Below are 23,289 nucleotides of genomic sequence, written 5' to 3' on the forward strand. Positions count from 1 at the left end.
CCGGCACTCAATCTCAGTCGCAGACGCGCATGCGCTCGACATGCCAGCCGGGATCGTATTCGTTCGGCACGCTGCGCCGCTCGATATGGCAGCCATAGATCGGGCGCGGCTCGTCGTAATAGACCGGGCCGTCGTCGTAATAGCGGTCATGCGAGGCCAGCACGCCGCCGAGGAGCACGCCCCCCACCAGCCCGGCCGCGAGGCCGCCGGCGAGGCTGCCGCCATATCCGCCGTGATGGTAGCCGTAGCCACCATAGCCGCGGTGCCAGTAGCGCGCCTCCGCGCTCCCCGTCGTCGCGAGCGAAGCGCCGGCGATCGTGGCCAGAACCAACGCCGATGCAACAATCTTCCGTAACATGATCGACTCCTGACGAAGCTTCTCGAAGCCTGCCCAAAACCCGTATGTTGGTTCTAAGGGTTTCAGGCTGAACGATTGCTGAACGTTTTCTTAATCCGGCGAGATATCAAATCGCCGGAACTCCTTGAACAGCAAGGGAAAGCGTCCCGCAGGGGCACATCGAACGGCCACACGATATCGCGGCGCCGGAGACGCCCGTCCCGCAGGAACGGTCAGAATTTGTAGCTGACGCCCAGCTCCGTCGTGGTCTGGTTCCAACCCGATTTCACCGGGCCGTACAGCGTCTCGTAATTCTTCTTCTCGAAGTCGGAGTAGCGGACCTCGGCACGGCCGATCCAGTTGTCGGTGAAAGCGTATTCGAAGCCGCCGCCGATCGTCCAGCCGACATGCGTGTTGCTCGGGCCGGCGCCGTTCGTACTCAGCTTGGCGTTGGCGAAAGCGACGCCGCCCGTAGTGTAGATCAGGAGCTTGTCGATCGCATAACCGGCCCTCACCCGGGCCGATCCCTGCAGGTCGGTCCTCAGCCGGAGATTTCCGACCACGGTGCCGCCATTATAGCTGAACGGCCCGCTGGCGGTGATCGCGGCATAATCGATATCGCCTTCGGCACCGAGGACAAATGGGCCGACCTGATAATTGTAGCCGGCATGGGCACCGCCGATGAAACCCTCGAGGTCGAGCTTGTCCGGTGGGGGCGGCGGAGGAGGGGTCTGGGAGAACAGATGGCTCTGGTCGTCGCGCTCGCGTCCCCAGCCGTAGCCGGCATGCGCGCCGACATAGAAGCCAGTCCAGGTATAGGGCATCACGACCGGCGCCTGGGGCTCCGCGGGCGGAGCGGCGAGATCGGCGGCGAGCGCTGCGGTCGAGCCGAGGGACAGCGCGGCGGCGATGGCCAGAGCGAAAATCTTCATCAGTCACAGGCCCCAAATACCGCCTTCTTATGCCATCTCCTCGCGGTGGAGTCTGTGGCACGAAAGTCACAAGATGGCCCAAACCGCCCGCAATCGCTCCAGCGCCGGCGCGGCGAGGACGGAATGCCGGGGAAGCAGTCCGGTGCTCGCGAAGAAGTGAGTGGAAAGCATTCGCTTCCCGCGGACGATATGCCGATATTTCCGCCGGCCGGAAGAGGGCCCGAATTTTCCTTCCCTTCCGGTGTTCACCGCAAGGAGCGGGTTCGGGCCGCTGCTGGCGGAACGAGCCGGCGCAGGATTGCGACCTCCGCCGCGTGGAGAAGGCCAGGGCCCTGTCTTCTCGCCGAACCTATCCGCGGAAGCAGGATCCGGCGCGGATTCCTGCCTTCGGACATCCCCAGCTCGAGGTGCCGCCATGCGACTTGCCACGCGAACGATCCGCCTGATCTGCCTGCTCGCCCTTTGCGGGCTCGCCTTCTCGTCCCGCCCCGCATCGGCCGAGATGGTCGCCAGGCCTGTCGACTGGACGCTGGACGGCACCGCCTTCCACAGCATGCTGATCTTCGACGATGCGTCGAAAGCCAGGCGTCCCGGCCTGGTGATGGTGCCGAACTGGTATGGCCTCACCGATATCGCGGTGAACAAGGCCAAGATGATCGCCGGCAAGGATTACGTGATCCTGCTGACCGACATGTATGGCGCCACGGTGCGTCCGGCTTCCGACGCCCAGGCGAAGGCGGCGGTATCGCCGCTCCTCGCCGACCGGTCGCTGATGCGCAAGCGCATCGACTATGCGCTCGCTCAACTCAAGGCGCAGGCCGGGGATGCGCCCATCGATACGGCCCGCCTCGCCGCCATCGGCTTCTGCTTCGGCGGCGGCGCGGTGCTCGACCTCGCGCGGAGCGGGGCCGACGTCAAGGCGGTCATTTCGTTCCACGGCCAGCTCGGAACCGATCGGCCCGAACTGGCCAAGCAGATCAAGGCGCGCGTGCTGGCGATGAACGGAGCCGACGACCCGCTGACGATGCCGGATGCCGGCAAGTTCACGGAGGAGATGCGGATGAGCCCGGCGGACTGGCAGTTCGCCGTCATGGGCCATGCCGTCCATTGCTTCACCGAGACCGAGGCAACCAGCGCGACCGGTCCCTGCCGCTACAACGCGGAGGTTGCGGCGCGCTCCTATGCGCTGATGCGCCAGTGGCTCGACGAAAGCTTCGCCAAACCCTGACGCAGGCTGTCACTCCCGATACCAGCATAAAGACCGACCTTCATCGCGTGCCGGGCATGGGCCACAAGGGCTTCGAAAGGGAGCCCCCGGCATGACCACGAGCGATGACGGCGCAACGCGCAAATTCGACGCCTCGCGGGCCGGCGAGTACGCTGTCCAGAGCCGGATCGCCCTCGCCGGCTACGACGCCTGCCATGAACTGGCCGCCTGCCTGCTGGCCGCCTCGCTCGGCTCGGGAGGTCGAGCCGACATCCTGGTGGCCGGGGCCGGCGGCACGGCGCAGGAGATCGTCACGGCCGGGCGGCTCGAAGCGGGCTGGCACTTCACCGCCGTCGATCCTTCCAGGCCGATGCTGGATCTCGCGGCGGCGGCCGTCGAACAGGCCGGCCTGGCGAAGCGCACGACCTCCGTGCTCGGCCATGTCCATGACCTGCCGGCGGACTGGCGCTTCGATGCCGCGACGCTCGTCGGCGTGCTGCATCACCTGCCCGGCGACGAGGCCAAGCAGGCGATCCTCGCGGCGCTCGCCGCGCGGCTCAAGCCGGGTGCGCCGCTCATCCTCGCCGGCAATCGGCACTCCTATGCCGGCAAGCCGCTGTTCCTCGCCGCCTGGGGCGAACGCTGGCGCATGCATGGCAGCGACGGGAGCGAGATCGAAGCCAGGCTGGGCAGGATCCTGCAGGGCGCGGATCCTCCGCAATCCGACGAGGACGTGGCCCGCCTGCTCGCGGGCGCCGGCTTCGAGCGGCCGGACCTGTTCTTCTCCAGCCTGTTCTGGGGCGGCTGGTTCACACGGCGCCGAATTTGACCGCGGGCTCGCGAGCCGACCTGTGCCTTCCCCCCCAGGTCCCTCACCCTGCCCAGGCGAGATAGCCGGAAACCGTGAGGATCGAGACGACGGTGGAGGCGAGGATGACGCGCGACGTCACCTGCGCCTCGCGCCGGTAGAACTCCGCGAGCATGAAGGGGCCGGTCCCCGTCGGCAGGGCGGCCAGCAGCACGGCGGTGTGGGTCAAAAGCGGCGACAGCCCGAAGACGAAGGTCGCGAGTCCCCAGGCGAGGACCGGCTGCAGCACCAGCTTCAGCCCGACCAGCGCCGCCGTCGATCCCGTGTCTGGCGCGCTCTGCGCGCGCTTCTGGGCGAGGAACAGGCCGAGCGTGACGAGTGCGCAAGGCGCGGCCGCGCCGCCCAGCAGCTTCAGGAAGGCCTCGACCGGATCCGGCACTGCCAGCCCGCAGATCGGGACGAGTGCCCCGAGAAGCGGCGCGACGAGCAGAGGGTTGCGTGCGAGCGATCGTGCGACCTTCATCGCGAGGCGGCCGCGCCGCTTCTCGGTCTGCAGGCCCGTTTCGATCAGGACGATCGCAACGGCGAACAGGACGCAGACGGTGATGATGGTGGCGACGGCCGCGGGGGCCAGCGCCTCGCGGCCGAGCGCCACCAGCACCAGCGGGAAGCCGATGAACCCCGTATTGGCATAGCCGGCATTGAGGCCGTCGATCGCCGCATCGGCGAGATGACGGGGCCCGCGCCGGCGGGCCGCGACGGTCAGGGCGAAGACGGCGAAACTGCTGAGGCCGAAGGCGCCGATGAAGCCGGGCTGCCAGACATCGGCCCAACGGGTATGGGCGATGATGTCGAAGAGCAGCGCCGGCAGCGCCAGATAGACGACGAAACGGTTGAGTTCCGTCGTCGCGGCGGGCCCGAGCACGCCGAGCCGGCGCACGAGGAAGCCCGCCAGGATCAAGGCGAAGATCGGAAGGACGACCATGAAGGTGGAAAACATCGGGAAACGACCGGACGGATGCGACGGTCAAGCCGTAACCGCCCGTCTCGATATAAGCCAATGCTGACTTCGCGCTCCGCCCATACCTTTTCGGTATCGCCGGGGCAGCAAGCGCTACCGCAGGCCGATCTTCATTCAGTCGCATTTGTCTGGTGATGTCGCGTCTTGCCGGTGTCGTCCGATATCTTGCGGAGGCGAAGTCATGACGCGCGTTCCCAGCCTCTTCGCGGCGCTGTTGTGCCTGGCGGGCATGCCGGCTCATGCGGCCGACAAGCCGCTGCTGCCGGCGCCGGAGAAGAAGGCCGCCGCCGGCCCGCATGACTGGAGCGGCTTCTATGCCGGTGTGCACGGGGGCTATGCCCGCTCCGACTCGCAATGGAGCAACGAACCGCCTTCCAGCGCAACCCCGTCGTTCGGTGCCAGCGGCGGGACCTTCGGCGCCCATGCCGGTTACAATTATCAGCTCGGCAGCGGCGTCGTGCTCGGCACCGAGAGCGATCTGTCCCGTTAGCCTGAAGGGTCGGGACGGCTCCGCCGCCCCCTGCCCTCACGCGGAGCGGCCGTGGCGAGGCCGATGCCGGCCATGACGGCGACCAGCCCGGCTACGATGTTCCAGCGCAGGGGCTCGCCCAGCAACAGCGCCCCGGCGACCGAGGCGGTGATCGGATTGACGGCGACCGAAATGGCGACGCGCGTCGGCGTCGTGCGGGTGAGCGCGAAGGACCAGAGGATGAAGACGAACGCGCTGCCGACGATACCGAGATAGGCGACGGCCAGCCATTGCGCGGCGCCGAAGCCCGCAGCGGCGGCGAAACCGCCGCGCAGCGCGGCGATGACAGCCAGGCCCAGCGCGCCGATCCCCATGGCCATGGTGGTGAAGCGAATGGCCCCCCAACGCCCGATGAACGGGCGCGACCACACCGTGTAGAGCGCCATGCAGAAGGCGGCGCCGATCATCAGGAGATCGCCGCGCCAGGCGCCGGCGGGAGCGGCGTCGAGGCCGGACAGCAAGGCGAGGGCCACGCCGACCATAGCGATGAGCACGCCCCCTGTCTTGCGGGCGGTCATCGGCTCGACCTTCAGGACCGCACCGGCGAGCAAGGTCAGGAGCGGCAGGGTGGACAGCGCCAGCGCCCCCCGCGCCGCGGTGGTGAATACCAGGGACGCGTTGAAGAGCACCGGAAACACTCCGAAGAACAGGATTCCCAGCCCCGCAATGCGGGGAAGGTCGCGGCCTGCCGGCCAGCGCCCCGGCTGCAGGAGCGCGACGGGCAGCAGGAAAACGAACCCCACGCCGAAGCGGAATGCACCCAGCGTCAGCGGATCGACCCGCCCGGCAACCGACCGCGTCGCCGCGACGGCGGTGCCGCCGATGCCGCTCGACAGGATCGCCGCCAGGACACCCCATATTTCCGTCAATGCCGTGTCTCCGCTGGCCAATGGACGAAGCGTAGGCACCGCCGCACATAAAGGAATCGACTTTTGGTGATCTCCATCATCATGATTGGTGATGACCATGCCGGTTCTTGACCCCGATCTCCTCAAGGCGTTCGTCGCCGTTGCGGACAACCGCTCCTTCACCCGCGCCGCCGCGCTGCTCAACCGTACCCAGTCGGCGGTGAGCATGCAGATCAAGCGCCTGGAAGAGCGCCTGGAGACGGACCTCTTCCACCGCAGCACGACCCATGTCGATCTCACCGCCGCCGGCGAGCGCCTGCTCGGTTATGCCCGCCGCATCCTGGTGCTCGGGGAGGAGGCCGTGGGCCGCCTGAGGGAGCATCGCATCGAGGGCCGGGTGCGCATCGGCGTCATGGACGATTACGGCACCCATATCCTGCCAAGCCTGCTCGCGCGCTTCCTGGGGCTCTATCCGCGCATCGAGGTCGAGATGGAAACCGGGCTGACCGCGGGCATGCCGGCGCGCCTCGGCGAGGCCTTCGACCTGGTCGTCGCCATGCATCCGGCCGGCAATGGCGGAGGGACGCTTCTGCGGCGCGAGCAGGCCGTCTGGGCGGCCGGCGCCGCGCATGCGACGGAGGATCTCGATCCGCTTCCCGTCGCGCTCTACCCCCAGGGATGTCTGTTTCGCAAATGGGCGATGGAAGCCCTCGACGCGGCGGGCCGCCCATGGCGCCTCGCCTTCGTCAGCCACAGCCTCGCCGCCGTGGAGGCGGTCGCGGCCCAGGGCCTCGCCGTGACGGTCGTCAAGGCCGGCACGTTTCCGGCGAGCCTGCGCGCTCTATCGGAACGCGAAGGCATGCCGGCCCTCCCCGCCGCCGATATCCGCCTGCATCGCGCCCCGGAACTTTCCAGGGCGGCGGCTCTCCTGGCCGACCATCTCGTGGCGGGAATCGCGCGGGACGAGGAAACGGACGTTCCGCCGCGCCGGTCCCTGCCGGCACGGCGGGAATGATCGCGAAGATCAGACGGCCGCGGTGACCTGGATCTCGACCAGCAGGTCCGGGGCGGCGAGGCGCGCCTCCACCGTGGCGCGGACGGGGAGGTTGTCCCTATCGACCCACTTGTCCCAGACCTGGTTCAACTGGTCGAAATGCGAGATGTCGCGCAGCCAGATGCTGGTGCTGAGCAGGTTCGACTTCGACGTGCCGGCCTCGGCGAGAAGAGCGTCGATCTGGGCGAGGATATCGGCGGTCTGCGCCGCCGTGCCCACGCTGGTGTCGCGGGCGGTGATGCCGGCCGTGGTGACGATGCCGTTGACGATGACGGCCTGGCAGAAACGCTTGCCGGGATTGAGACGCTTGATCATGGATCTATCCTCGTGGTTGAAGTCCGGCACCGCTCTAGCAGGCCGGCGACGGATCGTCAGCGGTCCCGCTCGAAATTGTTCGCGGGATCGCTGCCTAGCGCCGCCTCACGCCGGGCAGGACGCAGAGCATCTCGAACAGGAGATTGGCCGCGGTGATCGCCGTGTTGCCCGAGGGATCGTAGGGCGGCGAGACCTCGACGAGATCGCAGCCGACGAGGTCGAGGCCCCAGCAGCCGCGGATGATCTCCAGGGCCTGGATGGTGGTGAGACCGCCGATTTCCGGCGTCCCGGTGCCGGGGGCGATGCCCGGATCCAGGCTGTCGATGTCGTAGCTGAGATAGACCGGCCCCTCGCCCATCTGCGCACGCACCTCCTCCATCAGCGGCGAGAGCGACTTGTGCCAGCATTCCTCGGCCTGGACGACACGGAAGCCCTGCCGGCGCGGCCAGTCGAAATCGTCGGCGGCGTAGCCGGTGCCGCGCAGGCCGATCTGGACGCAGCGCCTGGTGTCCAGCACGCCGGCTTCAACCGCGCGGCGGAACGGCGTGCCGTGGGCGATGGCTTCGCCGAACATGTGCTCGTTGATATCGGCGTGGGCATCGACATGGACGAGCCCGACCGGCCCGTATTTCTCGGCCATCGCCCGCAGGATCGGGAAGGTCAGCGTATGGTCGCCGCCCAGCGTGAGCGGCCGGCAGCCCTCCGCGATGATCGCCCGATAGGCGTCGGTGATGATGTCCACGCATTTGGGCAGGTTGAAGGTGTCGATGGCGACGTCGCCGATATCGGCGACCTGGAGGCTGTCGAAGGGAGCCGCGCGGGTCGCCATGTTGTAGGGGCGGATCATGCAGGATTCGGTGCGGATCTGCCGCGGCCCGAAACGCGTGCCGGGGCGATTCGACGTCCCGATATCCAGGGGGATGCCGACGAAGCAGGCATCCAGCCCCGCCGACGTCGCCTGCACCGGGAGCCGCATCATCGTCGCCGGGCCGCCGAAGCGCGGCATGTCGTTGCCGCCGAGCGGCTGGTTGAAGGAACTCGCGGTCATCGGAAACTCCCGGCAGTTGCGCATGCGGAATCGGCGTATCCTCCGACCATAGACGAAAACGCCCCCCGCCGGACAGGGCAAGGGATTGTCAACCGTTTCGGTGCGGCGGCGCTGAAATCGGCGGCGGGGCGTGTTACGCTCGCCGGGATATCGAAAGCGTAAGGCGCCCTTCCATGATCATGTCCCCTGCCCTCTGCCGCGCCTCCCGCGCCCTGCTGGCGCTCGACATCGCCGGTCTCGTCAAGAAGTCCGGCGTGCCGCGCAGCGTCATCGCCGAATTCGAAAACAAGGGCAGCGAGCCCCAGAATCAGGATCTCGCCGCGATCCGGCGCGTCTTCGAGGAGGCGGGCATCACCTTCCTCGACGACGACGGCAACGGTCCGGGCCTGAGGCTGCGGGCCGGCCAGCGCACCCCCGGCATGCGGCCGGAAGAGCTCAACGCCGAGAACGACGATTGAAGCCGCCCCCGTTCAGGCCGGCCTGCGCTCCGTGGTGAAATAGAGCAGCGCCATCACCGGCAGGGCGAAGCCGATCCATGAGGCCATCGTCCAGCCGCCATGCGCAAAGGCCCAGGCCCCGACGGCGGAGCCCATCGCCCCGCCGACGAAGAACGTCGCCATGTAGAGCCCGTTGAGGCGGCTGCGATATTCAGCGCCGAGCACATAGATCATGCGCTGGCCGAGCACGAGGTTGGCGGTAACGCCGAAATCGAGCACGACCGCGGCGGCGATGAGGAGGGCGAGCGACAGGGTCGAGCCCGGCGTCGCGATATGGGTCAGCAGGAAGGCGATGGCCGCCAGTGCCATGGCGATGCCCGAGGCCGGGCGGCTCCAGCCGCGATCGGCGATGCGGCCCGCGAGCGGCGCCGAGATCGCCCCGGCAACCCCGGCCAGCGCCACCCAGGCGATACCGGACTGCGACAGGCCGAAGGTCGGGCTCGCCAGCCAGAGCGGCGACGTCGTCCAGTAGAGGCTGAAGGCGCCGAACATGCAGGCCTGGTAGAGCGCCCGGCGGCGCAGCACCGGCGTCGTCCTGACCAGATGCACCATCGACCGCAGCAAGCCGCCATAGCTCGGCCCCGGCGCCGGCTGGCGCGCCGGCAGGGCCCGCGCCAGCACGATGCCGAGCGCGATCATCACGGCGATCGAGAGGGCGAACACCACGTGCCAGGACGAGACATAGGTGATCAGGCTCGAGACCGGACGGGCGAGCATGATGCCCACCATCAGCCCGCTCATGACGTTGCCGACCACGCGGCCGCGCGTGGCTTCCGGTGCCAGATGGGCGGCATAGGGCACCAGGATCTGCACCGCCACCGAGCCGAGGCCGATACACAGCGCGCAGGCCAGGAACTGGACGCTGTTGCGGGCGAGCAGCAGGCCGACGAGCGCGATCGTCGCCACCGACATGACGCACAGCACCAGCTTGCGATTCTCGACGAGGTCGCCCAGCGGCACCAGCAGGAGCAGGCCGGTGCCGTAGCCGATCTGGGTCATGGTGACGATCAGGCCGGCGGCTCCCGGCGTCATGCCGAGATCCGCGCTGATCAGGCCGATCAGGGGCTGGGCGTAATAGAGATTGGCGACGATGAGACCGCAGGCGGTCGCCAGCAGCAGGGTAATCCAGGCAGGCGTCGCCGGCGCCGCCAGGGCATGATCGGTCGAGGCAATATCCGACATGAAATCTCGCAAAGGAATGGATGAAGGCCTTCCCGCGAGGGAAGGCGCCGGGAACAAGGTGCGCCGACGCGGCGGTTGTCCGATAGTAGCGGCAGGGCGGAGCCATGGCGAGGCCCGGCGTCCCCGCGCGAGGCGGGACGCAGCGTTGCAGCCCGGACATATGTCGGGCCGGGACGAACGCGTCGTCCGGCCCCGCCCTTCGGCAAGGCCGCCGGAGAAAAGGCGTGGGAACAACAAGCCGGAGAGGAAATCGCGCTCCGATGCAATCGCGATCGATTTAAGCGCCCCGGATGCGGGCGCCGCTCGCCGGGTCGAACAGGCGCAGGTCCTCGGGCGCGATCGCGAGCGTCACCGTCTCGCCCGGCACGAGCACGGGCCGGTCGGTGGTGAACAGCTTGAGGGATTGCCCGCCGAGTTCGAGATGGACCACCGTGCCGAGCCCCGTCGGCTCGACGAGGTCGACGCGCATGGGCACCGTGCCCTGCCCCGAGAGCACGACCCGTTCCGGGCGGATGCCGACGATCACCTTGGCGGGCAGCACCTGCCCCGGCAGAATCGCCACCGGCGTGGAGCCGACGCTGAGGGTGACGCCGCCCTCCCCGGCCTGCGCTTCCGCCTCGAGGAAGTTCATGGCGGGAGAGCCGATGAACCCGGCGACGAACATGTTGGCGGGATCGTCATAGAGTTCCAGCGGCGAGCCGACCTGCTGGATCACCCCGCTTTGCATGGCGACGATGCGGTCGGCCATCGTCATCGCCTCGATCTGGTCATGCGTCACATAGACCGAGGTCGCGCCGAGGTCGCGGTGAAGCTTGCGGATCTCGAAGCGCATCTGCTCGCGCAGGCGTGCATCGAGATTGGAAAGCGGCTCGTCGAACAGGAAGGCCTTGGGCTGGCGCACGATCGCCCGCCCCATTGCCACGCGCTGGCGCTGTCCGCCCGAGAGCTGCCGGGGCTTGCGGTGCTGAAGCGCGTCGAGGCCGAGCTTGCTGCCGGCGCGCGACACCGCGTCGGCGATGAAATCGCGCGTCTTGCGCCTGAGCTTGAGGCTGTAGCTCATATTGTCGCGCACGCTCATATGCGGATAGAGCGCATAGGATTGGAACACCATGGCGATGTCGCGGTCCTTGGGCGGCAGGTCGTTGACCGTCGCGCCGTCGATCAGGATTTCGCCTTCGGACGTGTCTTCGAGCCCGGCGACCAGGCGCAGCAGGGTCGACTTGCCGCAGCCGGAAGGGCCGACCAGCACGACGAACTCGCCCGAGGCGATGGACAGGTCGATGCCCTTGAGGATGGGTACGGCGCCGTAATTCTTGCGGACGGCCCTGATGTCGATCGTTGCCATCGTGGTTCCTTTCAGCCTTTCACGGCGCCGGCCGTCAATCCCTGGACCAGATAGCGCTGGATCAGGAAGAAGAAGAGGCAGACCGGGATGAGCGCCAGCACGGCGGCGGCCATCATCTGCCCGAAATCGACGGAGAATTTCGAGACGAAGTTGAGCAGCCCCACCGGGAAGGTGACGACGCTGTCCTTCGAATTCAGCATCAGGGCGAAGAGCAGCTCGCTCCAGGCCGCCGTGAACACGAAGCCGAGCGTGGCGGCGATGCCCGGCAGGGTCAGCGGCAGGATGATCTGGCGCAGGGCGCCGAAACGCGTGGCGCCGTCGATCATCGCCGCCTCCTCCAGGTCCTTGGGAATGCCGTCGAAGAAGGATTGCATCAGGAAGGCGGCGAAGGGCACGTTGTAGGTGGTGTAGATGATGACGAGGCCCGTCAGGCTGTTGTTGAGGTGGAACGGCGCGAACAGCTTGAAGATCGGCGCGATGATCATCACCAGCGGAAACATCTGGGTGATCAGCATCAGGCCGATGATCCAGAACTTGCCGCGATAGACGAAGCGCGAGAAGCTGTAGCCGGCCGCTGCCGAAATCAGCGTGGTGAGGATCGCCGTCGTGGTGGCGACGATCACGCTGTTCTCGAAATAGACGGGAAAATCGGTGTGGCCGATCACCGAGGCGTAATGGTCGAAGCCGATGCGCGAGGGCCAGAGGCGCACGCCTTCGGTGTAGAGGAGGTCGTTCGGCGTGACCGAGACCTTGAAGATCCAGAACAGCGGGAACAGGGCGATGAGGAGGAAGAACGCCACCAGCGCGTAGTGGAAGGTCCAATAGGCGAGACGGCGTGTGGAGCGGCGCATGGCCATGGCTTACCCCTTCCGGATCAGGAATTGCCGGAGCGCGATGAGCGTGCCGGCATAGAGGAGCATCAGCACCAGCAGCACCAGGGCGATGGCCGAGGCATAGCCGAAATCGAGATGCTGGAACGCCTGCAGAAAGACGTAGCTCGCCAGGATCTGGGTCGAGTCGGCCGGCCCGCCCCGGGTCATCACCACGATCAGGTCGGCGGCATTGGCGATCCAGACCGCCCGCAGCAGCACCGTGATGGCGACGGTGGGGGCGAGGAACGGCACGGTGATCGAGAAGAAGCGCTGGATCGGCCCCGCCCCGTCGATCTCCGCCGCTTCGTAGATGTCCTGCGGGATCGACTGCAGGGCCGCCAGCAGCATGATGGCGAAGAAGGGAAAGCCCCACCAGACATTGGCGATGATCGGCCCCCACAGCGCATGGGTGGGACTGGACAGGATGTTGTCCGGCGTCGACATCAGCCCGAGCGACACCAGCCAGTGCGGGACCGGGCCGACGACGGGATTGAGCATCCAGGCCCAGTTGAGGCCGGAGAGGAAGCTCGGCACCGCCCACGGCAGGAACACCAGCGCCTGGACCGCCGAACGCCCCGGAAAGGGACGGTTGAGCAGCAGAGCGAGGATCAGGCCCAGGAAGAACTGGAATGCCACCGACAGCACCGTCCACCAGATCGTATTGGACAGGGCGTTCCAGAAATTGGGATCGTCCCACAGATCGGTGAAATGATCGAGGCCGATATAGTCGCCGCTGGCGGGATCGAGAAGCTGGATGTCGCGGAAGGCATAGGACATGCCGATGGCGAGGGGCACCAGCATGATGGCGGCGATGAGGATGATCGAGGGAGCGGCATAGAGCCAGGGCTCGACCGCCAGCCTGAAGCGGCGCCCCCTTCGCTGGGATCGATAGGCGGTGTCGGCCAGAGCCATGCGGTCGTCCGTTGAAAAAGGGGGGCCGGTCCCAAGACCGGCCGGATTGCCCGGCGCCGACGCTTCGATCGGCAAGCCGGGCGCTTTCCGTCGGCGCTATTTCTTGGCCAGGAACTTCTTCTGCGCCTTCGTCAGATAGGCGGCCCATTGCTTGGCGAGGTCGCCCGGCGAAAGCTGGCCGAGCAGGGCCTGCTGCGTGGTCTTCACCGCGATCGAATCGGCGAAGACGCCGAATTCCTTGAGATACATCGGCATCAGCAGGGGAACGACGTCGGGATCGCCCAGTTCGGCGAACCAGCCCTTGAACTTCGGATCGGCATAGAACGGGTCGCTCTCGGCCGATTTGTAGATCGGCAGCGTGCCGTTCTTCTTGCTCCAGGCGAGATTGCCCTCCGGGCCGTCGAGCGTGGCGATCAGCTTCCAGGCGAGGTCCTTGTTGGCCGAATTGGAGAACATCGACCAGGTCGCGTATCCGATGGTCGGGAAGGCCTTGCCGGCGGGACCCTTCGGCATCGGCACGACGTCGTAATCGTCCTTGTTCATCCGGCCGGCGATGCCGATCAGCGCATCCTGGTCCTGGTCGAGCATGGCGCAGGTGCCGGAATAGAAGCCGGAGACGATCTCGTTATAGCCCCAGTTGACGCTGTCCTTGGGCGCATAGCCGTTCTTGTAGAGATCGGTGAGGATGGTGATGCCCTTGACCCAGCCGGCATCCTCCATGGTCGAGGTGCCGTCGGGCCTGAAGAAGGTGGCGTCGCCGGTCATGGTGGCGCCGAACATCATCCAGCCATTGAGCCCGCCGGGGCCGCCGCGCAGGCAGTAGCCATATTTGCCGGGGAGCGCCGACACCTTCTTGGCGTCCTCGACGAAATCGTCCACCGTCTTGGGCGGCGCGGCGATGCCGGCCTCGGCAAAGAGCTTCTTGTTGTAGAAGAGCGCGCGCAGGTAGAAGCCGTAGGGAAGGCCATAGGCGGTGTTGGCGACCGTGCGTCCCATCTGCAGGGCGCGGTCGTTCAGCTCCTTGGTATGCTCCCATTTGGCGAGATAGGGCTCGAGGCTCTCGAGCATGCCGTTGTTGGCATAGAGCGAGAGCCAGCGGTCCGGCATCTCCACCACGTCGGGCGTATCGCCGGCCGAGACCATGGTGGCGAATTTCTCGAAGGCCTGGCCCCAGGGCAGCGAGGTGATCTCGACATGCACGCCGGGATTGGCGTTCTCGAACATCTTGACGATCTGCTTGAGCGTTTCGGTCCGTTCCGGACTGGTGATGACCTCGGTCAGCTTGAGCGTGGTGTCGGCGAAGGCGGGCCCGGCCGTTGCGCCGATGGTGACCGCAAGCGAAGCCGTGGCGGCCAGCAGCAATTTTCCAAGCATTGGAACTCCCCTCTTTTTTTACGATCTGCGTTTCCTGGAGCAAAGCGCGTTTAGGCAGAAACGGCGCTTTGCTCCAACTCTTTGTTTTTCGACGCGTCTTTGCGTTTTGCCGATGCCGTCAAAACACAAAACGCTCTAGAAGGCGGGGTCCGTTCGACCCCGCCCGAGCCGGCGGTCCTAGCCTCCGGCCTTGCCTATGGCCTGGGCGATATCCGCCCAGAGCACGTCGGCGCCTTCCAGGCCGACATGAAGACGGACGATGCGCTCGGACACGCCGAAGTCGATCGCCGAGTTCGGGCCGGCATTCTGCGCCCGCGAGACGAGAGCCGGCACCACCAGGCTCTCATGCCCGCCCCAGCTGACGCCGAGCTTGAAGAGGCGCAGCGCGTTGCAGAAGGCGGGAATATCGATGCTTTCGTCGAAGGCGAAGGAGAACAGGCCCGACGTCCCGCTCATGCCGGGCGGAAGCTGGTTGCCGAGCCCCGGATGGTAGACGGCTGTCACCACCGCCAATTCCTTCAGCCGGCGGGCGATCGTCAGGCACGAGGCCTCATGCGCCTTCATGCGGGTCGGCAGGGTGCGCAGGCCGCGCAGCAGCAGCCAGGCCTCGAAGGGCGCCAGCTTGGCGCCGAGATAGGGCGTGATGGTCTTGCGGACGACGTCGATCAATTCGCGCCGGCCCGCCGCCACGCCGGCAACCACGTCGCTGTGCCCGCTGATATATTTCGATGCCGAATGCACGACGAGGTCGACGCCGAGGCGTATCGGCTGCTGGAACACCGGCGAGGCGCAGCTGTTGTCGATCACGGTGATGACGCCATGGCCCCTGGCGAGCGCCGCCAGCGCACGGACGTCGTGCGCCTCCATCATCCAGCTCGTCGGGCTCTCCATGTAGAAGAGCCGCGCGCCCGGCAGGGCCCTGGCGACCGCATCGTGATCCTTGCCGTCGACATAGACGGTGTCGACGTTCCAGCGCTTCAGCAGCGTCTCGAACAGGCGATAGGCGTCCGGATAGACATGCTCCACGCAGACGATGCGGTCCCCCGGCTCGACGAAGGCGAGCACGGTGGAGGAAATCGCCCCCATGCCGCTGGCGAAGCCGATGGCATCCTCGGTGCATTCGAGTTCGGCGATCTTCTGCTCGAAGGCGCGGGTCGTCGGATTGGTGGTGCGCGAATAGACCGGGCGGGACTTCTCGCCGCGATAGGTCGCCGCCATTTCCTCGAAGGTCCGGAAGGTGAAGAGGGAGGACTGCACGATCGGCGGCACCACGGCGTCGAAGGCATGGTCGCCGTCATGCGCGACGACCAGGCTCGCATGTGCGTAGTCGTCGAATGCTTCGTTCATCGGGACATGTCCTTTATGTCTTCTTCGACAATCTGCAGGATCGCGAGCGTCTTCTGCCGCGCCGTGTCCGGATCGTGCCGGGCGATGGCGTCGAACAGCTCGCGATGAAAGGGAAAGGACCGGCGCGCGAAATCGGGCCGGTCGAAGGGCTTTTCAAAGAAACTCTCGAAGGCGCCGCGCATCTGCTCGAGCAGCTGGCCGAACAGCGGGTTGTGGCTGGCGTCGTAGATGGCGAGGTGGAAAGCGAGGTCTTCCAGGCCGGCGGTCCCCTTCTCGTGATGGACGGCCTCCATCGCATCGAGCTTCGCCTCGATGGCAGCGATGTCGTCGGGTGTCGCGCGCAGGGCCGCAAGAGCGCTGGCCTCGCTTTCGAGCCCGCGCCGGACGTCGAGCGTCTGCAGCAGGCGGTCGCGCAGCAGCGCGGTGTCGATCACCAGCGGCATGTGGATGGCGTCGGCCGACGTCGCCTTGAGCAGATAGGTGCCGCTGCCCTTGCGCGATTCCACCACGCCGAGCGCCTGGAGCTTGCGGATCACCTCGCGCACGGTGGAGCGGCCGACGGCGAGCGTCTCCATCAATTGCCGTTCGGTCGGCAGGCGATCGCCGGGCCGGATGCCCGAGCTTGCGATGAAGCCGGCGATCGCGCGCATCACGTCATCCGCCCTGTCGGCGGATGGCAACGGCGAGAGTCCGGGAACGGCGGTGCGCAAGGACGTATCTCAGCGAGACGAATTGGTCTGACATCTGACTATTTCCGCTCCCTGCCGGATGTCAAGTGCCGGGATGGCGCGATCACGGCAGCGCGGTTGGATCAGCGCGGCACGAAAAACAAGAACAAATAGAGAACAAATCTTGACGTCGTCCCGCAGCCCGTGGGATAAGAAAGCATGACGACATCTGGCGCCCGGAGCTTTGCTTCGGGCGTTTTGCATTTTCGGACGCCTTCGTCGTCTTCGCGCGGGCATGGCCCGCGCGCCCACAGGTCCGGCGTCGCCCCCTGTCCCGATCCCGATCCGCACTGACTGCCCGGCCCGCTCCCGAACCCACCCGGCCCGCCCTCACCGGCGGGCTTTTGTTTGGAGCAAGCCTTGCCCCGCTTTCCCGATTACGTGGCGCAGGAGGGCCTTGCCGTGCCCGCCGCGCCGCAGATCCAGGCCTATGACGACGCCGCCAAGGCGCTGCAGCAGCTCGGCCAGACCGTCGGCGACGTCGCCGCCCGCTGGCTGGCGCGCCAGAAGCAGCAGGCCGATTTCGACGACCAGGTCGCCTTCCAGCGCCACACCCTCGCCCAGGACCAGGCCCTGCAGCAGGCCCGGGCCGGCATGGCGCCCGAGGCGACCGGCTTCCATGACGCCGTCATGGCCGGCCGCGCCCAGGCGGACGATGCGTTCCTCAAGACCGTCTCGCCCGCCAACCGCCAGACCTATGCCGGCCTGCTCACCCTCGACCGCGACCGCACCTCCCTCGCCGCCGCCCGCATGGAATTCGAGGGACGCGGCGCCTATGAGCAGGCCGCCTTCGGCCAGTCGGCCGCCGCCATGGCCGACCAGGTGCGCGTCAGCCCGGGCCTGCTGCCCTCCGCCCTCGGCGTGCTGAAGGCGCAGCAGGCCAACCAGTCGAGCGTGCCGCCGGCGGTCCGTGCGACGCAGTGGACGGCGACGCAGCAGGCCCTGCAGACCGCCGGCTGGCAGGGCCGCCATGGCGACGATCCCTCCGGCCGGGGCCTCGCCGAACTCGGGATGACGCTCTCGCCCGAGGACCGGGCCGTCCTGCCGCTCATGATGGACGAAGGGCCGGTTGATCCCAGCGTCGACACCCTCACCCCGGCGCAGCGCCGGCAGCTCGCCCTCGACTGGCAAACGAACCAGACCCAGAAGCAGGCCGCCGCCCAGGCCGATATCGCCGGGCTGCAGCAGCGCCTCGCCGACATGCCGCTCGCCGGCACGCTCCAGGGCCCGCCGCCGGACCGAAACACCTTCATCGCCGCCTATGGCCCCGAGGAGGGTACCCGGCGCTTCGACGAGGCCGATGCCTTCGTCAGCAAGGATGCGCCGGCGATCACCGCGCTGCTGCATCAGCCGGACCGCGCCCAGGACGCCGCGCTTGCCCACTACGCCGCCACCACCGCCTCTGACGGCCAGCGCTTCCTCGCCAACGCCGCCGCCGCCGTCGCCCGCTACCGGGCCGCGCGCGCCGCCGACCCGGTCGGCACCCTCGGCAAACTCTATCCCGCCCTCGCCCGAAGCTGGCAGGCCCTCGAAGGCGCCGATCCCGCCACGCTGCGGCAGAACCTGCCCGGCCTCGTCGACCGGACGGCCGCCCTGATGGACGCCGCCGGCGTGCCGGCAGGCGAGCGGCGCTATCTGCCCCGGGCCATGGCCTCCGCCATCGTCGGGGCCTTCGCCGATACGAGCAGGCCGATGGCCGAGCGCATCGGCCCGCTGCGCGACACCATCGCGGCGATCCGCGATCCCGCCCGGCAATATGCCCTGTTCCGGCAACTCGTCGATGGCGGCATCCCCCGCCTGCTCGAACCGGCCGTCGCCGCCTATGCGCGCGGCGACAATGCCGCCGCCGGCCGGCTGTTCGCGGCCGTCCTGTCCGATCCGGGACAGACCAGCGCCATCGGTGCCGCCGCACCGGCGAGCCCCGTCGCGCTCGACAACGCCGCCATTCCCCCGGCGCCGCCCCGCCCCGGCGCCGGCACGGACATCGATCTGTCCGCGTCGGCGGCGAGCCAGATCGCCCACACCGCCGGCATGGCGGGCATCGACCCGTCCCCGATCGCGCAGGCGCTCTTCCCGCGCCTGGTGCGCAACAACCTCAAGACCAATGGCGGCGACATCCCCGCCGCCAACGCCCTCGCCGCCGCCGACCTGCGCAAACCCGGCGGCAGCGATGCTCCCATCCGCTACGCCTACCTGCTGCGCACCGACAAAAGCGGACCGGGCCAATCCGGCATCCTCGTTCCGAAGCCCCAGGCACCGGAGGATGGCGGATCTGCCATCAACAGCGGTGCCGCAGACACCCAGGCGGCCGGAGCCGCCTCCGCTTCACCGGCGATCCCTGCCGGTAGTCACTCCTATCGGGCGGACATCACCTTCGCAAACCAGGATCCCTACGGTCCGTCACACTACCTCAACCCCTCATGGATGACCGACCCCGACTATCTCCGGGCGGTATGGGCGGAGGACCAGTCTCTCGACGATATCCAGCAGGCTTATCGGGATGCGCAGGCGCGGGGCGACAGGGCGGCTCAGCGAAGCTACGCCATGGCCTATGTCGCCAAGGAACATCAGCAAAGTCCCACCTGGATGTGGTTCGACGACAGGGCTCGTGCCGTGTCTCGCGGCATTCCCATCGTCGGCGGGGCCGCCGACGAGTTTGAAGCCGGACTGAATGCGCCCCTCTCCGCCGTCATCGGCGACGGCAAGGCCTATGAGGAGGCGCTCGACTATCAGCGCGCCCGCGACAGCTATTTCGACCAGAACTATCCCTGGACCTCCAACGCCCTCCAGTTCGCCGGCACCGTCGCCGGGACGGCGGCATTTGGCGCGCCATCGTCGCTTGGCGGCAGCGCCGCGATGGGGGTCGCCATCGGCGGAGCGGATGGCTTCATGCGCGGCGAAGGCGGCTTCCGGAACCGCATGGAAGCCGCCGCTTGGGGCGCGGCGGTCGGCGGAGTCATGGGCGCCGCAGCCCCCCTCGCCGGCCGGGCAGCCTCGCGCCTGGGCCGATCATTGGCGGACAAATATCCCGCCATGTTCCGGCAGGCCGGACAGCGGGCCGCTGAGGCCAATACGCCCGTTCCGGCGAAAGGCAAAGCAGACACACCAAGCCCATCGCCACAGCAATCTGCCGGGCCGCCAGAGAATCCGCAGCCGGAGGCGGCCACTGGCGCCTCCGTTGACAAGAACAAAACAGGATCATACTATTCCGCTCGTCCCGACTATTCCGGCGCTCTGACGGACGGGTACCGCAAGGCCGGTGACACCACCATTCTTGGCCCGTGGGGCCCTTTAGCAAAGGTAGCCCCCCAGGCGAAAATCTACTTCAATCGCTCCCGGACCATGGCATTTTCGTTTGACGAGCAGACAGGCAGCGTGACAAGGATCAATACAAGCCTCAAGCAAAGGCTAGATAAATCTGGGAACAAATCGGGAACATGGATATCCGGCGAAAGAGGCAATGGCTCCTTTCTTTCCAACAACCCGGCAGCGAGAGCTGCCACAAACGGTAGAGGTGTAGAATACATCGACGGGTCGGGCAAATTCGACCCCCACTCCCTTGCTGATGTCGAGCTCGAGAATATGTCGGCAGATAGGGACATAAATTTTGACAATGGCGACCTTTTGATTTCCAAGAACCCAGCATTGATAGAAAAGCTGGGCATCCAGGCGAAAAACAAATCCGTCGGCGTAACACCAAGGGATGTTGAAATTTGGCGCAAAGCTAACGGCTATACCTGGCATGAGCATCACAACCTGCGAACTTTGCAGCTAATTCCCAGCGTTATCAACAACAATCACCCTCACTTCGGTGGAGTCGGTGAAATAAACGCCGCGCGACGGCTTTATAATGAGGAGATAAGACGATGGGAACGATAGAAGATCCTGTTTTTGGAAAACTACAACCGCGCGGCAGATATTTGGCACGCAACTATGATGTACTCATATTTAGCGAAAACAGGAATATAACCTTACTAGTCGATAACGATGACAAGCCAACACACCAGCAACAAGAGATTTTTATTAAATTCGATAGACACAAAGAGAAATGCATTAAGGATATTGAAAAATCAATTTACGCATATTATCTTTCAATTCTGGAAGAAACAAGATCTGATTTGGGAGATGTCGCCAATGAAGAAATGCCTATTGTATCAAATATAAACGAATTGGGAGCTCTAGTTCCACTGGAGAAAATAATTATCAGAGACCCATATTATTACGAAGCCAATATTATGGGGTTTATGTTTGGTTGCACCTGGGATGACAGCCATGGGCTTGGTGTCGAATTGACGGATAACAAGGTGACGGGCGTAGGTCAGCAAGACATCGTCCTTTGAGGCACTGACAGTCCTTGGTAAGCCAGCGGCGGCGATTGAGTCAGGCGCCGCCACGGTCTTGGACATCGGTGGAATGGACGATGGCCTGCCTGCGGATCGACGACGAGACCCTTTTCTTGCTCTTGACCGTATGCCCGCATTGCAGCGAGGCGAGTCCAAGCCCCTTTTCCGCGCTCAGGCTGTCGATGATCGCGACCGCCGGACTCGCCTCCCGGCCCCGCTCACGGCATTGGACGTGGAGGACATGAGGCAGCCGATCGAGCATACGGTAACGTTCCCCATGCACGAAATAGCTCTACCCCGCTACGCCGCGGCAGGTCTTTCGGCAATGCCGCTCCGCTAACGCAGCGTCACGCCCGCCGACGTTAAAAAGTGGCGCGAGGTGAATGGATATCTGTGGCACGAGAAAAGCGACTTGAAAACCATTCAGCTTGTTCGTTCGATCATCAATCAAAACTATCCCCATCTCGGCGGCATCGGTGAAATCAAGGCTGCTCGCCGCCGCATAAAAAAGGAGAAAGAGAAATGGAACCCCTGAACGACCCGATCTTTGGTGAGTTGATCGACCGCGACGAAGCCGGCGATTGGTACCGCTGGTACGAAATTGACCTATTCGGAGAGCGCAAATCCGTGCGCCTCGCTGTTACCTACACCGCAAAGCCGACCGAAGCGCAGCAATCGACATTCCTGAAGTTCGAACAACACAAACAAGCCTGTATCAATAATATCGAAAAGGCCATTTTTAATTATTATAATTCCATTCTCGAAGAGGTACGAGCCGACCTGGAAGAAGATGCCGATGAGGTGATGCCAATCATTTCAACCGTGAACGAGTTGAACGATCTGGTCACATTGGAGGAGATTATCGTCGCTCCCAGCGACAGAGAAATCGGTTTTCTCTTCGAGTGTACGTGGGAGATCGAACATGGCCTTGGCGTACAGTTGCGGGACAACGAAGTGACGAAGGTCGGCTTTCAGGACGTCATCATCTGAAGGGGCTTTGATCTGTCCTACCTCGTTTTATCGATCGCTGCTGGTCGACGCGCTAGGCAGAGCTAGCCGCCTTTGCCCGACAATGGGGCGGCCGTCGCCGATGCCGATCCCGCCAAGCTCCGGCAGCCCGGCGGCGACCCGCCTCACTGCGGTCGCTGTCCGGATTTGCGCACTCCGCAATTGCTTTCCGGCGCGTCTTGGCGCAAAGGACTGCCCTTTCAACAGTCAGCGAGGGTCCGAATGGCCGCGATCGAAGCAGCGCGAGAGACGGTTGAGGGCAAGACCGCGCCGACGGTGTCCTATGTCTCGCTGGGCTGCCCGAAGGCGCTGGTCGATTCCGAGCGCATCCTTACGCAGCTGCGCGCCGAGGGATACGGCATCACGCGCAACCACAAGGGCGCCGACCTCGTCATCGTGAACACCTGCGGCTTCCTCGATTCGGCCAAGGCCGAGTCGCTCGGCGCCATCGGCGACGCCATGGCGGAGAACGGCAAGGTCATCGTCACCGGCTGCATGGGCGCCGAACCGGACCCGATCCTCGAACGCTTTCCCAATGTCTTCGCCGTCACCGGCCCGCAGCAATATGAGAGCGTGGTGGCCGCCGTGCACGAAGCCGCACCGCCCGCCCACGATCCCTATGTCGACCTGGTGCCGCCGCAGGGCCTCAAACTCACGCCGCGGCATTACGCCTATCTGAAAATCTCCGAGGGCTGCAACAATCGCTGCTCCTTCTGCATCATCCCCAAGCTGCGCGGCGATCTCGTCAGCCGGCCGGCGGCCGACGTCATGCGCGAGGCGGAACGGCTGGTGAAGGCCGGCGTCAAGGAACTCCTCGTCATCAGCCAGGATACCAGCGCCTATGGCGTCGACATCCGCTATGCCGAAAGCCCGTGGCAGGGCGCTCCGCTCAAGGCGCGGTTCTACGATCTGTCCAAGGCGCTGGGCGAGCTGGGTGTCTGGGTGCGCATGCACTATGTCTACCCCTACCCGCATGTCGACGACGTCATCCCTCTGATGGCGGAACGCAAGATCCTTCCCTATCTCGACATTCCCTTCCAGCACGCCTCGCCCACGGTGCTCAGGGCCATGCGCCGCCCGGGGAACCAGGACAAGGTGCTGGAACGCATCCGCCGCTGGCGCGAGATCTGCCCGGACATCACGCTGCGCTCGACCTTCATCGTCGGATTCCCCGGCGAGACCGATGCCGATTTCGAACTCCTGCTCGACTGGCTTCGCGAAGCCCAGCTCGATCGCGTCGGCTGCTTCGAATATGAGCCCGTCGCCGGCGCCACGGCCAACGACCTCGGCCTTGCCCCCGTGCCCGACGAGGTCAAGAAGCAGCGCCACCGCCGCTTCATGGAAACCCAGCAGCAGATCTCGGTGCGCAAGCTGAAGAACAAGGTCGGCAAGCGCCTGTCCGTCATCATCGACGAGACCGGGCCGAGCGTCGCCAGGGGCCGGTCGATGGCGGACGCGCCGGAGATCGACGGCTCGGTGTTCGTCGCCAGCCGGCGGCCGCTGCGGGTGGGCGATATCGTCACGGTCAGGATCGAGCGTTCCGACGCCTACGACCTGCACGGCGTGGCAGTCTGACCGGCCG

General features: G+C 65.9%; 23 protein-coding genes and 1 pseudogene. 10 read left to right on the forward strand and 14 right to left on the reverse strand.

What is annotated here, in order from left to right; translation table 11 throughout:
* Positions 1-13: 13 nt before the first annotated feature.
* A complete protein-coding gene (locus tag J3R73_RS14700; protein WP_307428078.1) occupies positions 14-358 on the reverse strand; it encodes a hypothetical protein in 345 nt (114 codons plus the stop codon).
* 212 nt (positions 359-570) lie between these two features.
* Positions 571-1,269, reverse strand: coding sequence for an outer membrane protein (locus J3R73_RS14705; protein WP_307428080.1), 699 nt, complete (start codon positions 1,267-1,269; stop codon positions 571-573).
* A 415-nt stretch (positions 1,270-1,684) separates the two neighbouring features.
* Between J3R73_RS14705 and J3R73_RS14710 the strand changes: the two genes are divergently transcribed.
* On the forward strand, positions 1,685-2,497 hold the full coding sequence (locus tag J3R73_RS14710; RefSeq protein ID WP_307428082.1) for a dienelactone hydrolase family protein: 813 nt from the start codon (positions 1,685-1,687) through the stop codon (positions 2,495-2,497).
* A gap of 91 nt (positions 2,498-2,588) precedes the next feature.
* Entirely contained in the window at positions 2,589-3,305 is a 717-nt protein-coding gene (locus J3R73_RS14715; protein ID WP_307428085.1) for an SAM-dependent methyltransferase, read from the forward strand.
* Between the two features lie 43 nt (positions 3,306-3,348).
* On the opposite strand, the gene J3R73_RS14720 is transcribed toward J3R73_RS14715, so the two are convergent.
* Positions 3,349-4,284: an AEC family transporter gene (locus J3R73_RS14720; RefSeq protein ID WP_307428089.1), complete on the reverse strand. Its 936-nt coding sequence runs from the start codon at positions 4,282-4,284 to the stop codon at positions 3,349-3,351.
* A 202-nt stretch (positions 4,285-4,486) separates the two neighbouring features.
* Between J3R73_RS14720 and J3R73_RS14725 the strand changes: the two genes are divergently transcribed.
* Positions 4,487-4,795 (forward strand): hypothetical protein, encoded by a 309-nt coding sequence (locus J3R73_RS14725; RefSeq protein ID WP_307428092.1) that lies wholly within the window; start codon positions 4,487-4,489, stop codon positions 4,793-4,795.
* Here the strand turns inward: J3R73_RS14725 and J3R73_RS14730 are convergent.
* Positions 4,792-5,703, reverse strand: a complete 912-nt coding sequence (locus J3R73_RS14730; RefSeq protein WP_307428095.1) for a DMT family transporter — start codon at positions 5,701-5,703, stop codon at positions 4,792-4,794. The genes J3R73_RS14725 and J3R73_RS14730 overlap by 4 nt on opposite strands.
* Positions 5,704-5,794: 91 nt before the next feature.
* On the opposite strand from J3R73_RS14730, the gene J3R73_RS14735 reads away from it, so the two are divergent.
* Positions 5,795-6,697: a LysR family transcriptional regulator gene (locus tag J3R73_RS14735; protein ID WP_307428098.1), complete on the forward strand. Its 903-nt coding sequence runs from the start codon at positions 5,795-5,797 to the stop codon at positions 6,695-6,697.
* Between the two features lie 9 nt (positions 6,698-6,706).
* Here J3R73_RS14735 and J3R73_RS14740 read toward each other — a convergent pair whose 3' ends face one another.
* The gene (locus J3R73_RS14740; protein ID WP_307428101.1) at positions 6,707-7,051 is read right to left on the reverse strand and encodes a RidA family protein; all 345 of its coding nucleotides are present in this window, start codon (positions 7,049-7,051) and stop codon (positions 6,707-6,709) included.
* Positions 7,052-7,145: 94 nt separating this feature from the next.
* Complete coding sequence (gene speB / locus J3R73_RS14745; RefSeq protein ID WP_307428104.1) at positions 7,146-8,099, reverse strand: agmatinase; 954 nt, start codon at positions 8,097-8,099, stop codon at positions 7,146-7,148.
* 173 nt (positions 8,100-8,272) lie between these two features.
* Here speB and J3R73_RS14750 point away from each other — a divergent pair, with 173 nt between their 5' ends.
* Positions 8,273-8,557, forward strand: a complete 285-nt coding sequence (locus tag J3R73_RS14750; protein ID WP_307428106.1) for a hypothetical protein — start codon at positions 8,273-8,275, stop codon at positions 8,555-8,557.
* A 12-nt stretch (positions 8,558-8,569) separates the two neighbouring features.
* Here the strand turns inward: J3R73_RS14750 and J3R73_RS14755 are convergent, their stop codons facing one another.
* The 7 genes from J3R73_RS14755 to J3R73_RS14785 form a co-directional block, all read right to left on the reverse strand.
* Entirely contained in the window at positions 8,570-9,778 is a 1,209-nt protein-coding gene (locus tag J3R73_RS14755; protein ID WP_307428109.1) for an MFS transporter, read from the reverse strand.
* Positions 9,779-10,055: 277 nt separating this feature from the next.
* On the reverse strand, positions 10,056-11,123 hold the full coding sequence (locus J3R73_RS14760) for an ABC transporter ATP-binding protein (RefSeq protein WP_307428111.1): 1,068 nt from the start codon (positions 11,121-11,123) through the stop codon (positions 10,056-10,058).
* An 11-nt stretch (positions 11,124-11,134) separates the two neighbouring features.
* Entirely contained in the window at positions 11,135-11,974 is an 840-nt protein-coding gene (locus J3R73_RS14765) for a carbohydrate ABC transporter permease (protein WP_307437347.1), read from the reverse strand.
* Positions 11,975-11,983: 9 nt separating this feature from the next.
* Positions 11,984-12,907 carry a carbohydrate ABC transporter permease gene (locus tag J3R73_RS14770; RefSeq protein ID WP_307428114.1) on the reverse strand — a complete coding sequence of 308 codons (924 nt, stop codon included), beginning with the start codon at positions 12,905-12,907 and terminating at the stop codon, positions 11,984-11,986.
* A 96-nt stretch (positions 12,908-13,003) separates the two neighbouring features.
* Complete coding sequence (locus J3R73_RS14775) at positions 13,004-14,281, reverse strand: ABC transporter substrate-binding protein (RefSeq protein ID WP_307428117.1); 1,278 nt, start codon at positions 14,279-14,281, stop codon at positions 13,004-13,006.
* A gap of 177 nt (positions 14,282-14,458) precedes the next feature.
* Complete coding sequence (locus J3R73_RS14780) at positions 14,459-15,628, reverse strand: PLP-dependent transferase (RefSeq protein ID WP_307428120.1); 1,170 nt, start codon at positions 15,626-15,628, stop codon at positions 14,459-14,461.
* The gene (locus tag J3R73_RS14785; RefSeq protein ID WP_307428123.1) at positions 15,625-16,278 is read right to left on the reverse strand and encodes a FadR/GntR family transcriptional regulator; all 654 of its coding nucleotides are present in this window, start codon (positions 16,276-16,278) and stop codon (positions 15,625-15,627) included. The genes J3R73_RS14780 and J3R73_RS14785 overlap by 4 nt, the downstream gene beginning before the upstream one ends.
* Before the next feature lie 438 nt (positions 16,279-16,716).
* On the opposite strand from J3R73_RS14785, the gene J3R73_RS14790 reads away from it, so the two are divergent.
* Positions 16,717-20,235: an HNH endonuclease gene (locus J3R73_RS14790; protein WP_307428126.1), complete on the forward strand. Its 3,519-nt coding sequence runs from the start codon at positions 16,717-16,719 to the stop codon at positions 20,233-20,235.
* Positions 20,223-20,696 (forward strand): DUF6985 domain-containing protein, encoded by a 474-nt coding sequence (locus J3R73_RS14795; protein WP_307428129.1) that lies wholly within the window; start codon positions 20,223-20,225, stop codon positions 20,694-20,696. The genes J3R73_RS14790 and J3R73_RS14795 overlap by 13 nt, the downstream gene beginning before the upstream one ends.
* A gap of 40 nt (positions 20,697-20,736) precedes the next feature.
* Here J3R73_RS14795 and J3R73_RS14800 read toward each other — a convergent pair whose 3' ends face one another.
* Positions 20,737-20,961: a hypothetical protein gene (locus J3R73_RS14800; protein WP_307428132.1), complete on the reverse strand. Its 225-nt coding sequence runs from the start codon at positions 20,959-20,961 to the stop codon at positions 20,737-20,739.
* Between the two features lie 111 nt (positions 20,962-21,072).
* Here J3R73_RS14800 and J3R73_RS14805 point away from each other — a divergent pair.
* The 3 genes and pseudogenes from J3R73_RS14805 to rimO all read left to right on the forward strand — a co-directional run.
* Positions 21,073-21,234 (forward strand): annotated as a pseudogene (locus J3R73_RS14805) (HNH endonuclease); the annotation flags it as partial.
* Positions 21,222-21,689, forward strand: coding sequence for a DUF6985 domain-containing protein (locus tag J3R73_RS14810; protein WP_307428135.1), 468 nt, complete (start codon positions 21,222-21,224; stop codon positions 21,687-21,689). The pseudogene J3R73_RS14805 and the gene J3R73_RS14810, both read left to right, overlap by 13 nt.
* A gap of 240 nt (positions 21,690-21,929) precedes the next feature.
* The gene (gene rimO / locus J3R73_RS14815; protein ID WP_307428137.1) at positions 21,930-23,282 is read left to right on the forward strand and encodes a 30S ribosomal protein S12 methylthiotransferase RimO; all 1,353 of its coding nucleotides are present in this window, start codon (positions 21,930-21,932) and stop codon (positions 23,280-23,282) included.
* Positions 23,283-23,289 lie beyond the last annotated feature (7 nt).

It is taken from the genome of Labrys monachus (assembly GCF_030814655.1).
Lineage (GTDB): Bacteria > Pseudomonadota > Alphaproteobacteria > Rhizobiales > Labraceae > Labrys > Labrys monacha.

Excerpts from the sequence above, each read along its gene's own strand:
- J3R73_RS14700 (WP_307428078.1), bottom strand. The coding sequence starts at position 358 with ATGTTACGGAAGATTGTTGCATCGGCGTTGGTTCTGGCCACGATCGCC.
- J3R73_RS14705 (WP_307428080.1), bottom strand. The coding sequence starts at position 1,269 with ATGAAGATTTTCGCTCTGGCCATCGCCGCCGCGCTGTCCCTCGGCTCG.
- J3R73_RS14710 (WP_307428082.1), top strand. The coding sequence starts at position 1,685 with ATGCGACTTGCCACGCGAACGATCCGCCTGATCTGCCTGCTCGCCCTT.
- J3R73_RS14715 (WP_307428085.1), top strand. The coding sequence starts at position 2,589 with ATGACCACGAGCGATGACGGCGCAACGCGCAAATTCGACGCCTCGCGG.
- J3R73_RS14720 (WP_307428089.1), bottom strand. The coding sequence starts at position 4,284 with ATGTTTTCCACCTTCATGGTCGTCCTTCCGATCTTCGCCTTGATCCTG.
- J3R73_RS14725 (WP_307428092.1), top strand. The coding sequence starts at position 4,487 with ATGACGCGCGTTCCCAGCCTCTTCGCGGCGCTGTTGTGCCTGGCGGGC.
- J3R73_RS14735 (WP_307428098.1), top strand. The coding sequence starts at position 5,795 with ATGACCATGCCGGTTCTTGACCCCGATCTCCTCAAGGCGTTCGTCGCC.
- J3R73_RS14740 (WP_307428101.1), bottom strand. The coding sequence starts at position 7,051 with ATGATCAAGCGTCTCAATCCCGGCAAGCGTTTCTGCCAGGCCGTCATC.
- speB (WP_307428104.1), bottom strand. The coding sequence starts at position 8,099 with ATGACCGCGAGTTCCTTCAACCAGCCGCTCGGCGGCAACGACATGCCG.
- J3R73_RS14750 (WP_307428106.1), top strand. The coding sequence starts at position 8,273 with ATGATCATGTCCCCTGCCCTCTGCCGCGCCTCCCGCGCCCTGCTGGCG.
- J3R73_RS14755 (WP_307428109.1), bottom strand. The coding sequence starts at position 9,778 with ATGTCGGATATTGCCTCGACCGATCATGCCCTGGCGGCGCCGGCGACG.
- J3R73_RS14760 (WP_307428111.1), bottom strand. The coding sequence starts at position 11,123 with ATGGCAACGATCGACATCAGGGCCGTCCGCAAGAATTACGGCGCCGTA.
- J3R73_RS14765 (WP_307437347.1), bottom strand. The coding sequence starts at position 11,974 with ATGCGCCGCTCCACACGCCGTCTCGCCTATTGGACCTTCCACTACGCG.
- J3R73_RS14770 (WP_307428114.1), bottom strand. The coding sequence starts at position 12,907 with ATGGCTCTGGCCGACACCGCCTATCGATCCCAGCGAAGGGGGCGCCGC.
- J3R73_RS14775 (WP_307428117.1), bottom strand. The coding sequence starts at position 14,281 with ATGCTTGGAAAATTGCTGCTGGCCGCCACGGCTTCGCTTGCGGTCACC.
- J3R73_RS14780 (WP_307428120.1), bottom strand. The coding sequence starts at position 15,628 with ATGAACGAAGCATTCGACGACTACGCACATGCGAGCCTGGTCGTCGCG.
- J3R73_RS14785 (WP_307428123.1), bottom strand. The coding sequence starts at position 16,278 with ATGCGCGCGATCGCCGGCTTCATCGCAAGCTCGGGCATCCGGCCCGGC.
- J3R73_RS14795 (WP_307428129.1), top strand. The coding sequence starts at position 20,223 with ATGGGAACGATAGAAGATCCTGTTTTTGGAAAACTACAACCGCGCGGC.
- J3R73_RS14800 (WP_307428132.1), bottom strand. The coding sequence starts at position 20,961 with ATGCTCGATCGGCTGCCTCATGTCCTCCACGTCCAATGCCGTGAGCGG.
- J3R73_RS14810 (WP_307428135.1), top strand. The coding sequence starts at position 21,222 with ATGGAACCCCTGAACGACCCGATCTTTGGTGAGTTGATCGACCGCGAC.
- rimO (WP_307428137.1), top strand. The coding sequence starts at position 21,930 with ATGGCCGCGATCGAAGCAGCGCGAGAGACGGTTGAGGGCAAGACCGCG.